This window comes from Faecalibacterium faecis, from assembly GCF_040096475.1.
Taxonomy (GTDB): Bacteria; Bacillota; Clostridia; order Oscillospirales; family Ruminococcaceae; genus Faecalibacterium; species Faecalibacterium taiwanense.
The window spans coordinates 1-11,982 of sequence record NZ_JBBMEP010000003.1 but is presented as its reverse complement, the minus strand read 5'-3'; the positions used below and the strand labels follow the sequence as shown (position 1 = coordinate 11,982).

The following is an 11,982-nucleotide window of genomic DNA, read 5'->3' as shown; positions in this document are numbered from 1 at the left end:
CTTTGTGCGTTTTTTCCGCTTTGGTCGGAAGAATTTCGCGCAGAACTCCTGCTTTTTTGTTTTGTTTTATTTGATTTTTGTGCGATATGGAAATTTTACAGCGTTCTTAGCCCGTAATCTTTTAAACAGCGCTGGATCCCATGCTGAGTGGTGTCGAACCGGATGCCGAAGCGTTCCAGTTTTGTGGTGTCCATCACAAGGTTTCGGCCCCAGCTTTCTTCCTCGATCTGCACAGCGATTCCCAGCGTTTCGGCAAACTGCCGGGCGGTGCATACCATGTTTTCGGCATTGCCGCTGCCAAAATTGTATACGCCGCCGGGCAGCGCCATGGCAGGCTCCAGATTTTCGATCACCTGCCGCACATAGGTCACGCCGCGGTGGTCGTTCCGGGAGAAGCGCAGAGCCTCTCCCTTCAGCGCGGCACGCAGAAGATTCAGCGGCAGATTGCCCCGGATGGGCAGCCCATAGCCGGGCAGGTCATACATCCAACTGGCACGCAGATGGACCGAGTCCGGGCAGAGCTCCAGCACACGCTGCTCTGCTTTCAGCTTGTATTGGCCGTAAATGTTTGCGGGATGCAGGGCCAGTGTTTCCGGCAGCGGCCCCTGCTGCTGCACACCAGCATAGACCTGATCCGAGCTGAATGCCACCAGCTTTGCCTTCGTCTGCTGCGCAGCCCGTGCCAGCCAGACTGGCAGCTCCACATTGGCACGGTAAGCTTCTGCCGGATGCTGCGCACAGTAACTGGTATCGGAAAGAGCGGCGGTGTGCAGGATCACATCCGGATGCAAAGCTTCCACCTGTGCACGGGTGAGAGCTTCATCGGCTGTACAGAAAAAGCCTTTTGGAAGGGCGCAAAGCTCGTACTTTCCCTGCCACTGCTGCAAAATGCGGGAGCCGACAAAGCCGCCTGCACCGGTGATAAGAATTTTTTTCATGATAATTTCCTCCTGCAGGGCAATGAAAAAGTGCCCAGCAGCATGACAGCCTGCCGGGCACAGAAATTTTAAAGGAACAGTTCCAGCACGAACACGACGGCACAGCAGGCCACAGATACCTGAAACAGGCTTGCGCCGAACCAAGCAGCTGCAATGCCTACCACCAGCGCCATGGCACCGGCAGCCGGGCTCTGGGTCGCGTTGACAATGGCCGGGAAGGTCATGACCGCCAGCGTCACATAGGGCACATAATACAGAAACGACTGAATGAAGCGATTTTTGATGGGCTTGCGGATCAGTGTGAGCGGAAGGATGCGGATGGCATAGGATACCAGCGCCATCACTGCAATGTAAATGTAATGATTATGCGTCATGCTCTGCCTCCTGCTCGTCTGGATTTACCGGAAAAAGAACTGCTGCAGCGCTGGAAATGAGCACTGTGAGCAAAATGGTGCGCGTGCCCTCCGAAAGAGCGGAGATACCCGGCAGGTAATTGCACACAAAGCTCAGTGCAAAGCTGATGGCAACAAGTGCAGCTACCACCCTGCTCTTACGCGCCGGAGGAATGATGATGGCAAGGAACATGCCGTAAAGGGCAACGCTCAGCGCACTGACAGCCCGCAGCGGCAGCAGATTGCCCGCAATGATGCCCAACGCTGTACCGATGGCCCAAGCCGGTGCCGCCAGCAGAATGGCACCGTAGGTATAATATGGGTTCAGGCTGCCGGGCCGTGCAATGGTGATGCCAAAAAGCTCGTCTGTCACATCATAACCGATGAGCAGCCTGTGCCAGAAGGGTGTGCCCGGCGCAAAGCGCTGGGCCAGTGCGCAGCTCATGAGCAGATAGCGCGCATTGGCAATCAGTGTGATGATGGCCACTTCCAGATAGGTTGCATTGGCCATGATGATGGCAAATGCAGCGTACTCGCCTGCCGAAGCGTTGTTCAGCAGGCTGACCAGAAAGCCCTGAAACGGGGTAAAGCCTGCCCGGCGGGCCGCAATGCCCAGCGAGAAGGAAACAGCAAAATAGCCCAGCGCAATGGGAACGCCATCCCGCATGCCCTCACAGAAAATCTTTTTGCTGAAAGCCCAAACCGGCCTTTCTGCATTGACAAGCTCCGGGGCAAGGAGCTTACTTTTGGAATTCATCTTTGTTTTTTACTCCTTTCCTATTTCAAACACCGCTTTTTATTATACTCTCACGCACACAGAGAAGAAAGGGCTTTTTCACTTTCTTTTCGGCACAAAAGGAAAACGCCGCCTGAAAAGGCAGCGTTCTTCGTCGATTTATGCACCTGGCACCAGAAAATGCATCGCCTGCGGCAGGACCTGCGTACCGGCTTCCAGCCCATTTGCCGTCAGGATCTGTGCCGGTGACACATGGAACCGTCTGGCAATGCCGAACAACTCCTCCCCTGCCTGTGCATAGTAGATGCGCAGTGCGATCTCCGGGTCCGGAGTCGTCAGCGGTTCGCCCAGCTCAATGCTGCCGATGCCCGGATGTGTGCTCCGGCAGAGGATGGCTCCTTCGGCACGGGCGGTGACCGTCACTTCCAATGTGCCGCCAGTGCAGCTGCACTGGATGTTCTCGGTGCTCAGCCAGCATTCCGGGCTGAACTGTGCACCCGGCGGGGCTTCTACTGCAAGCGGAAAGACAAGCTCCAGTGTTTTTTCGTAGCTTTCCAGCTCGGCAAGACTGTTCTCGGCAAAGGCGGTGGCAACGGCACGCACCGTAAAGGCCCAGCCGTCGCGGTAAGGTGTTACCTGCGCCGGTCCATAAGACACAAAGCAGGCGCGCAGCTGAGCATCCGCATCTGGCAGCGGCCCGGAGGCCGTGGAAGATGCTGTCTCGTTCAGCATACAGGCAAGATCTTCTGCTGCCAATTCCTGCGGCGTGACGGCGGTTTCAAACTGCGTAGAAAAGGCATCCGCTACGTATTGCAGCTGGCAGGGCCGCCATGCGTGCAAATGCATCATCACGCTGGCTGTCAGTTGGCCGCTGGCTTCCTGTTCGCCCTCCGCAAGGGCAAAGCCAACCGGCTCCAGCACGCACATGCATCTGCAGTCCTCTGCCACGCCTTCCAGATCCACCACTTGATTGAACGGCAGGGATGCCGCCTGACTTTGCAGGCTGCTTTCGCCTTCCGCGCGCCAGGCGCATTGGGCACGTACCTCGCCCTTGACCACTGCCTTGCCCGCCAGCAGCTTTACCTCCCGCACGGCGGCGCTGCCGGTAATATCCAGAATGGCTGCGGGCGGCTTTGCAAAAACAAGCTCCCCTTCCACAGTGACCAGCTTTTCCAGCACCGCGGTGCTGCGCACGCCGTTCAGCGTCTGCAATTTCTGTTCAATGCCGCCATCGGCCAGCGCCGTGATCAGTTCCTGTTTATCCTGTGTATGGATAGTAACTACAAGACCATAGGCTCCGCGCACCTCGATGCGGTGCGGGTTTACCGCTCGGCAGTTGAGGTATTCGGTCTGCCCTTCTACCATGGCCATCCAGCTGGTGAAGGAGAATTCCGGCACCTCCAGCTGCTTTGTAAACGGCAGCTTCTGCTCGGTCTGGCAAAGCCCGGCCCCGTCCTCGCCCTGATAAAACACAGTGCAGCGCAGATAGCCTTCCAATGTAAGCCGCCCGGGCTGCAGCTGCTTTTGCAGCACCACCGGTTTTGCAAAGCATTTGACCAGCTTGAACACCGGCGGAAGATAATCTGAAATCAGGATCTCGGTTTCCAGCGGAAGTTCTGCCTTGACGGTGCAGCTCGTGCCTGCCTGCGGCAGTGTATCCCGAAAGATCTTCAGTTCCATGCAGTGTGCTCCTTTCCCTGTCCGTCTCTACTGGAAAAGTATGCACATGCTTTGCAGGATATGCGCGCAAAAAAGGCACCGTGCAAAACGCACGATGCCTTTGGGCCTTTTGAAACAATCAGATCGTTTTGCGCAGGACAGCCGCCTGCATTACATGGTATTTCTGCATCAGCCGGACGGCAGCCGATGTGATCTTCTCGCCGCTGACCGCAATGGGGATCGCAGGCGGGCAGGAAACCGTCGGCATAGCGCAGATACGCCCCACCGCCTGCTCTGTGGGCACCTGCTCCTGCGGGGCAAACACGGCCTGCCGGATGCTGCAGCAGGTGTGCAATTCGTGTTCCAGCTCCAAAAGCTCACGATCGCTTTTTTCCGGGAGCGGGAACGGTCCTGTAAGGTTTTCCACAATGTGGAGAACGGCAGAAGTCAGCCGTTCAAAGTCCTGCGGCGGATTTGCCGGGGTGAACATCAGCACAACATAGCGCGGGTCGGCATATTCGCACTCGACCTTTGCGCTGCGCAGCGCTTCTGCAAGCTCTGTGCCGGTCATGCCCAGTGTAGCAGCATCCAGCGTAACCTTGAGAGGTTCGCTTTCCAGTGCCAGCGGCCCCGGGCAGTGTTTTGCCGCAGCGGCTTCGTTCAGCTCCCGGCGCAGGCGGGTCAAATATCCGCAGCACTGCAAAAGCCGCAGCGGATAACCCTCCGACAGAACCTGATTGCATTTGTCCAGCGACTGCAAGATCAGGTAAGACGGACTGGTGGAACCAAACAATGCCAGTGCATTGCGCACAGCGGCTTCGTCCTGAATGGGGGCATTTTTGCCCAGATGCAGGTATGCGCCGCCAGTGACAACGGGCAGCGTTTTATGGCCGGAGTCGCAGCACATGGCCGCGCCCAGCGCAATAGGATGCTGACCGCCCTGCGGCAGAAAACGCAGGTAAGCACCGTGGGCATTATCCACCAGAAGCGGAACGCCAAAATCCTTGCACACTCCGGCCAGCGCTGCAATATCCTGCACGCCGCCCAGATAATCCGGACTGGTGATGTAGACACCAAAGGGCCTTTTGCCCTGCTGTGCCAAACCCTGCAGAGCACCTGTCAGCTTTGCAGCTGACACCGGGCAGCTGCAAAGTGCACCGGCATCCTGCGGCGCAGGCCAGAGCCACTGGATATCAAAATCCAGCAGCGCCGCCGCATACAACAGCGCTTTGTGAGCGTTGCGCGCTGCCAGCAGGACCGGGCGCTGTCCGGCTGCGGGCGCAGCCTGCAGTGCAAGGCACAGCATTGCACGGATGCACTGGGACGATCCCTCTGTGCTGTAATAGGTATGCACCGTGCCGAACAGCCGGGTAGCGTTGGCTTCGCTCTGGGCAATGATGCCGTCAGCCCCATACAGTTCATCCGCACCCTTTATTTCGGTAATGTCCCACGGCTCAAAGCCCAAAAGGCTCTGGCCCTTGTGGCCGGGCATATGCAGCCGCGAGGTGCCGGACTGTGCGTAACGGCGCACAAAATCCACAATAGGCGTGGTCGTGCTCATTCGCAGGCTTCGCCATCAGCACAGGCGTTACAGGTGGAACCAAGCTCAATAGGCACCTCGATGCCCTTGGCGGCAAGTTCCTGATTCTCAGCGACCTTGATCATGATAGCGCATTCCATTCGCTTTTTGAACAGCTCACAGCCGTACTCGTACACGCCGGTGATATTGCCGGTGGCATGGTAGGAGTTGGCTGCACAGCCGCCGGAGCAGTACAGCTTTGCCCAGCAGTCCTGACACTCCTTGCGGGCATAGGCGTTGCAGTGCTTGAACTCATCCCGCACAGCGGTGTTGGTAACGCCCTTCCAGATATCGCCCATCAGATACTTGGGGTCGCCCACAAACTGGTGGCAGGGGTACAGATCGCCCCAAGGAGTAACAGCCATGTACTCCGTGCCGGAGCCACAGCCGGAAATGCGCTTGTAGATGCAGGGGCCGCCGGTGAGGTCGATCATGTAGTGGTAGAAGGTAAAGCCACGGCCCTCGCGGTTGCGCTTGATCATTTCCTTGGCAAGGATCTCGTACTGTTCCTTCAGGATGGGCAGATCTTCCTCGGTCAGGGCACTGGGGTCGCCGGGCTTGGACACCACAGGCTCCATGCTCAGCTCAGTAAAGCCGAGGTCGGCCATGTGGAAGATATCGTTGGTGAAGTCGGTGTTGTAGTGGGTGTAGGTGCCGCGCATGTAGTAGTTCTTGTCGCCGCGCTTCTTCACGAACTCCTGGAACTTGGGCACGATGGTATCGTAGCTGCCATGGCCTGCATAGTCCTTGCGGAAGCGGTCGTTGACCTCTTTGCGGCCATCCAGACTCAGCACCACATTGTGGCACTCCTTGTTGCAGAAATCGATCACATCGTCATCGATCAGCATACCGTTGGTGGTCATGGTAAAGCGGAAGTTCTTGTTGTGGATCTTCTCCTGCTCACGGCAGTAAGCCACCAGCTTTTTGACCATATCAAAGTTCATCAGCGGTTCGCCGCCAAAGAAGTCCACCTCAAGGTTGCGGCGGGTGCCGGAGTTTTCGATCAGGAAGTCCATGGCACGCTTACCCACTTCAAAGCTCATCAGCGCACGGTCGCCCTGATAGCGGCCCTGCGAAGCAAAGCAATAGGAGCAGTTCAGGTTGCAGGTGTGTGCAACATGCAGGCACAAGGCCTTGACCACGGTGTTGCGGTTTTTAAAGTCGAAAGCCATATTCTCATAGGTATCCGGGGTCCACAGCTTGCCTGCTTCCTTCAGGCTGGTCACATCATCGATGCACTGACGCAGATCTTCCTCCGTGACATCCTCGCGGTCTCCATACTTTGCCATCATAGCCGAAACGATCTCGTCAGCAGTATGCTCCGGGTACATGGCAATGATATCGTATGCAACATCGTCCACCACATGCACCGAGCCGCTGCAGGTGTCCAGCACGATGTTATAGCCGTTCAATTGATACTGGTGTACCATTTTACTCTCCATTCCAATTATACAAAAAAATGCCGCCCGGCAAAGGCGGCAGGGGGTTGCAAAAATTACTTGTTGCTGTTCTCGCACTGCTGGTTAGCCACGCCGCAGGAGGTCTTGCAAGCGGACTGGCAGGAAGTCTGGCACTCGCCGCAGCCGCCGGTCTTAACGCTCTTGGTCAGGTCACGAGTAGCAATGGTCTTAATACGTTCCATAATAGAAAACCTCTCTAACTCTCAAAATTTCATCGCGCCGGACAAAGCCCAGTACGCATTTATCTTTGCTTATGATAACACGCAAGGGGCTTTCTGTCAAGATTTTTATGCTGCCAACCTGTTCAAACCTGTCCAGCAGGCTGATACTTCGTCAGGACGGTGTGCAGCCCCAGCTCCCGCGCCCTGGCCAGTAAGTACCGGTAGCGGCACAAAAGCGCCTGCCGCTCGTAAATGCGCTGCTCGATCAGGTCTGTATCTACCTCCAGATCAAACATCATCTCATTGCGCCGCAGGCAGAACAGACATTCCTTCAGCTCTTCTTCCAGTTCTGGGTGATAACGTTCGTGCTCGGTATCCCGCGGGATGCGGCTCGAAAGCAAAGTTTGGGTGTTCTGGGCATGGGTTCGTTCCAGCATAGGCCGTCCTCCTCTTCTTTGTGTATCTTGAAGGTTTGTACATTTTAGTATATGAAGAGACCGGTGCAGAATATGCCAGTTTATGGTAAAGCAGAAACTTCTCCGCTGGTGCGCGCATTTTAAAAAAGTTTGCATTTTTTTCAAAATCACGCTTGACAAGTATCACTTTTCCGCGTATAATAGCACACGTTGAGCGGGTCACACTGCGAAACGCAATCGAATATTGGGGATTTGCATAGTGGTAGTGCGGTAGACTCTGACTCTACTTGTGGGAGTTCGATTCTCTCATCCCCAACCAAAAAGCCATCTGGTTTACACCGGATGGCTTTTTTCGTTCTATATTGTTATACAAAAACAGCGTACCGTCTTTGCGACGGTACGCCCATTTTTATGCAGTTATTACAGGATGCTGATGCGGCCTGCGCCGTAGGGATTCTCGTAATCCAGCAGATAGCCCGGGTAATCGGCCAGCGGGCTGTTTGCGGTGGTCAAATGCGGCAGACCCTCTGCATCTACACCGCCAAAGGTCATGGCATAGGTAGACATCACAAGGTAATCCTCAGACACATAGTCCTTGATCAGCTCTGCGCCATCAAACATGGCAAAGCCATCGCCCAGATTGCGCAGAGTGTAATTCATGCCAGCCAGAGCGTAGGTCTTGCTCTCGTCCAGCGGTTCATAAGTACCGGAAGCCTTGTTGTAGATCTTCACGTTCTGCACGCGCGGAGTGCCGGTGGCACTGCCAATCCAGACATTCTTCTCGTCGGTCTGCACGGTGTTGGGGATATCGGCGTGGATCTCGTAGGAAGCGCCTGCCACATGCAGGAAGCCGCCGTTCTCCTTTTCCGTTCCGGCAAAGCGGGCTGCAAACTCCAGTGCATCCTGGATCTGCTTGCCGGTGACAGACATCAGGCAGGCCACATTGCCAAACGGGCTGACCTGCTTGCAGGTCTTGAAGGTCCAGTAGCCGGCTTTCTCATCGGCGCGGATGCCGCCGCCGTTCATGATAGCGATGTCACAATGCAGCTGTTCCACCTCATTGAAGTAGGAGTAAATGCCGTCGGCCACGAAGTCGCCGAGATTCGTCTCTGCCATGCGGATGCGGCGCTTGCCAGTCTCGGGGTCGGAGATGTAGAAGTTCGTATCGGCAACAGCGATCTTCTCACCCAGCATGTCGTCCACAGAAGCGACCCATGCGTTCTGGATATCGGCAACAGCACTGTCGGAGCCTTCGTAAGAGGAAATCAGACGAGTGGCAATGGAGCCGTCAGCCTTGATGGTCATTTCGCCAACATTTGCAAAATAAGAGCCGGTCTGGGTCAGGGCGACAGCCTTGCCGGACAGATCCTTCACCCACTCACACTCCATCTTGGTGTGAGAATGGCCGTCGATGAATGCATCGAAGCCGGAGGTGTGCTCGATGACTTCCTTGCTGGTCCAGGGCGAAGAGGAAGGATCAACGCCCAGATGGCCCAGACCGATCACGTAGTCAGCCAGAACCTTGGCCTTATCAATGGACTTCTGCACAGCCTTGTACAGCTTCTGGCCGTCGTCACCGCCCAGAATATCATAGATATAGCGGCTCTGGCTCTTATCCATGAAGTAAGCCGGAGTAGACTTGGTGAAGGTCTCGGGCGTGGTGATGCCCACAAATGCGATCACGCGGCCGCCGATGGTGAAGTATTTGACATCCGGCAGAACGCGGTTGCCCAGCGGCAGATTGACCCAGTTGCTGGAGAGGTACGGGAAATCTGCCTCAGCCATTACCTCTTTTGCACGGGCCATGCCGTAGTCGAATTCATGGTTGCCGGGCGTAGCAACATCGTAGCCAGCGGCGTTCATCAGCTGGATGATAGAGGCACCTTCGTCCATGGAACCATATGCGGTACCCTGAATATGGTCGCCCGCATCTACCAGCAGGACATTTTTGCCTGCATCCTGATAGCTCTTTTTCAAAGCTGCGATGGCAGCATAGGTCAGTTCCGGCGATTTTTTGTCGATGTAAGTATGAACATCGTTGGTGTACAGGATCGTAATGTCCTTAAAGCTGCCGGGGTAACATGCAGACGCAGCGGGTGCGCCCAGACTTACGGCAGCAACGGCCGTGGTGACACCTGCGGCCTTCAGGAAGCTGCGGCGGGAGATAAGCTGTTTCATGGAAAAACGACCTCCTCTTAAAACTCTCTTTTGTTTTTATCGGGCGCACAGAACCAGCCCGACGCTTATTATATTAAGCATAACACACAAAACACCCAAGAACAACCCGGAATCGCACAATTTGTTCATAATTCACGGTACTAAGCCGCACTTTTTGTGCAACATTATTCCTTTTCGGGGCAAAAAACAGCCCGCATCTGCAGCCAGTCGTTGACTGCAAAAGCGGGCTGTTTTCAAAGGGGATTCAAAAATGGATCAGAGCAACGAGCTCAAATCGCATTGTATTCCTTGAGGAATTTCTCAAGGTCGGTACCCTCGATCTTTTTCAAAGCTTCCTTCATGGCAAGGCGCGGGATGAGCGGCAGATCCATGTCGGTGATCTTCTTGCCGTCGCGCAGCTTGACCGTTGCATCGATCAGGGCACGTACATCATAGGTGCTGCCCCAGACCTCGGGCACACCGCGGTCGATGTCCAGCAGGGTGTACACAGCTTCCATACCGGTGCGCATGGAGTATTCTGTGGTGAAGATGGTGTCACGGCCGGTCTCGGCGAACTGACCCAGGAAGGCAAAATTGACAGCACCCTCCGGCACGATATCAGGACGGTCGCCCATCGCACGCGGCATAAAGAATGCATCGATATACGGCATCATGACCGGGATGGTGTTGGCACTGTGCTCGGCCAGCTCTTCGATCTGATCCTCGGGCACACCGATATGGTACAGCCACTCCATGCACAGTTCCTTGCCGGTGCAGTCACGCATGGCCTTTTTGACGTAGTTGCCGGGCTTATCGCTGAACAGGCCGTAGACCCAGACGCACAGCTGGTTCTTGGGCTGGTTTCGGAACTGCTGCTGACGGTTCAGCGTCCAGCTGAGCAGCCAGTTGGAGTCCTTAACGGTGACGATGCCGCCGGTGACGGTGTGGCCACTGAACGGGTCACGCTTGCAGATCTTCTGGATATACTGCGGGATCTTGTCGTCCAGCGTAGTGATGGTGGCGCTTTCCCAGTTGGAATGTTCAGGGTCGGAGCAGAACTTTTCAGGATTGCCGAATGCGGGGTCCTGTGCAGCGATCTTCTTCCACAGGTCCCAGCCGTTGCCCGGCTTGATGGTGGGATCAAAGCCTGCTGCCTTGTCCTGTGCGCCCATCGTGCAGCTTTCCACGCAGCCGCCGTTGGTGATGAACAGCAAATCATTTTCGGTCAGGTCAATGGTGCTGATCTCACCTGCGTGCTCCACAACCACGCTGCTTGCCTGCTTGCGCTTGCCATTGATCTCAAATTTCACGTCCACGACCTTGGTCTCATAGTGGAACTGCACACCGTGGTCCTTCAGGTAAGTGACCATGGGCAGGATGATAGATTCATACTGGTTGTAGCGGGTAAAGCGCAGGGCGGTGAAATCCGGCAAGCCGCCGATATGGTGGATATAGCGCTTGAGGTAGAGCTTCATTTCCAGAGCACTGTGCCAGTTTTCAAAGGCAAACATGGTGCGCCAGTACAGCCAGAAGTTGGAGTTCAGCACTTCATCATCAAAGAAATCGGTGATCTTCTTATCCTGCAGCTGCTCGTTGGGGGTGAAGAAGAGCTTCATGATCTCCATAGCACCCTTATCAGACAGGCCGAACTTGCCATCGGTGTGGGCATCCTCGCCGCGGTTGACGGTAGCACGGCACAGTGAATAGTTGGGGTCTTCCTTGTTCAGCCAGTAGTACTCATCCAGCACACTGGCACCCTCGGTCTCCAGAGACGGAATGGAGCGCAGCAGATCCCACATGACCTCGAAGTGGTTATCCATCTCGCGTCCACCGCGCATCACGTAACCGATATCGTATTTGTAGCCGTCGCAGGCACCGCCGGGGATGGGGTCTTTCTCAAACACATGCACATGCTCGCCCTTCATCTGGCCGTCACGCACCAGATAACATGCAGCCGTCAGTGCGGCCAGACCGGAACCAATGATATATGCAGATTTATGATCGACACCCTCCGGCTTTTTAGGAGTTGCAAATGCTTCATAGTTGCCACTGGAATAGTACATAGAAAAGCCTCCCTGCTTTTTATTGCTTTTTTCGGCATCCTTGCGCCGTCCTTATGGCAACAGTATACCCCGCGCCGCAGCAGCAGACAACAAACAAACTTTAGCGGGTGTATAAATTTTATACAATCATTCTGTTTTGCTGGAAATACGTACAAATTGTGACAAAAGCCGCCCTAATAGCGAATCGTTCTGTGATATGGAGTGCTTTATAAACCAGTTTCAGCAAAAAGAAAAGCGCCCAGATTTCAACGAATCCAGGTGCTTTTTGTTGGTGGAGCGAAGCAACCCAAATCCGAACCATTGCCCTCTGGGGCATCTTTGGCGGCGATCTCATCGAAAGTGACGGTTTTTGTGCCGTCTTTGTAGTTGAATGTAATCAAAACTTTTTCATCATAGAGATAAACAGCATTCACGAATGTAT

Annotated in this window: 10 protein-coding genes, 1 tRNA gene and 1 pseudogene; 1 reads left to right on the top strand and 11 read right to left on the bottom strand. The window is 55.2% G+C overall.

The annotated features are described in order from the left end of the window. Positions 1-95: 95 nt before the first annotated feature. From WMO17_RS02065 to WMO17_RS02030, 8 genes are all read right to left on the bottom strand, one after another. Positions 96-938, bottom strand: a complete 843-nt coding sequence (locus tag WMO17_RS02065; RefSeq protein ID WP_349137379.1) for an SDR family oxidoreductase — start codon at positions 936-938, stop codon at positions 96-98. A 68-nt stretch (positions 939-1,006) separates the two neighbouring features. Continuing rightward, a complete protein-coding gene (locus WMO17_RS02060; RefSeq protein WP_005942135.1) occupies positions 1,007-1,312 on the bottom strand; it encodes an AzlD domain-containing protein in 306 nt (101 codons plus the stop codon). Beyond that, the gene (locus WMO17_RS02055; protein ID WP_349137378.1) at positions 1,302-2,087 is read right to left on the bottom strand and encodes an AzlC family ABC transporter permease; all 786 of its coding nucleotides are present in this window, start codon (positions 2,085-2,087) and stop codon (positions 1,302-1,304) included. The genes WMO17_RS02060 and WMO17_RS02055 overlap by 11 nt, the downstream gene beginning before the upstream one ends. 138 nt (positions 2,088-2,225) lie before the next feature. Continuing rightward, positions 2,226-3,746 carry a DUF3794 and LysM peptidoglycan-binding domain-containing protein gene (locus tag WMO17_RS02050; RefSeq protein ID WP_349137377.1) on the bottom strand — a complete coding sequence of 507 codons (1,521 nt, stop codon included), beginning with the start codon at positions 3,744-3,746 and terminating at the stop codon, positions 2,226-2,228. A gap of 118 nt (positions 3,747-3,864) precedes the next feature. After that, complete coding sequence (locus WMO17_RS02045; protein WP_349137376.1) at positions 3,865-5,286, bottom strand: Orn/Lys/Arg family decarboxylase; 1,422 nt, start codon at positions 5,284-5,286, stop codon at positions 3,865-3,867. Continuing rightward, complete coding sequence (gene scfB / locus WMO17_RS02040) at positions 5,283-6,734, bottom strand: thioether cross-link-forming SCIFF peptide maturase (RefSeq protein ID WP_349137375.1); 1,452 nt, start codon at positions 6,732-6,734, stop codon at positions 5,283-5,285. The genes WMO17_RS02045 and scfB overlap by 4 nt, the downstream gene beginning before the upstream one ends. 65 nt (positions 6,735-6,799) lie before the next feature. Beyond that, the gene (gene scfA / locus WMO17_RS02035) at positions 6,800-6,946 is read right to left on the bottom strand and encodes a six-cysteine ranthipeptide SCIFF (protein ID WP_005926683.1); all 147 of its coding nucleotides are present in this window, start codon (positions 6,944-6,946) and stop codon (positions 6,800-6,802) included. Positions 6,947-7,068: 122 nt separating this feature from the next. Then, positions 7,069-7,362 carry a hypothetical protein gene (locus WMO17_RS02030; RefSeq protein WP_005942150.1) on the bottom strand — a complete coding sequence of 98 codons (294 nt, stop codon included), beginning with the start codon at positions 7,360-7,362 and terminating at the stop codon, positions 7,069-7,071. Between the two features lie 224 nt (positions 7,363-7,586). Here WMO17_RS02030 and WMO17_RS02025 point away from each other — a divergent pair. After that, a tRNA-Gln gene (locus WMO17_RS02025) sits at positions 7,587-7,660 on the top strand. A 101-nt stretch (positions 7,661-7,761) separates the two neighbouring features. Here the strand turns inward: WMO17_RS02025 and WMO17_RS02020 are convergent. From WMO17_RS02020 to WMO17_RS02010, 3 genes and pseudogenes are all read right to left on the bottom strand, one after another. After that, positions 7,762-9,519: a bifunctional metallophosphatase/5'-nucleotidase gene (locus WMO17_RS02020; protein WP_005942151.1), complete on the bottom strand. Its 1,758-nt coding sequence runs from the start codon at positions 9,517-9,519 to the stop codon at positions 7,762-7,764. A 269-nt stretch (positions 9,520-9,788) separates the two neighbouring features. Then, positions 9,789-11,561, bottom strand: a complete 1,773-nt coding sequence (locus tag WMO17_RS02015) for an oleate hydratase (protein ID WP_349137374.1) — start codon at positions 11,559-11,561, stop codon at positions 9,789-9,791. 245 nt (positions 11,562-11,806) lie between these two features. Then, a pseudogene (locus tag WMO17_RS02010) lies at positions 11,807-11,982 on the bottom strand (recombinase family protein); the annotation flags it as partial.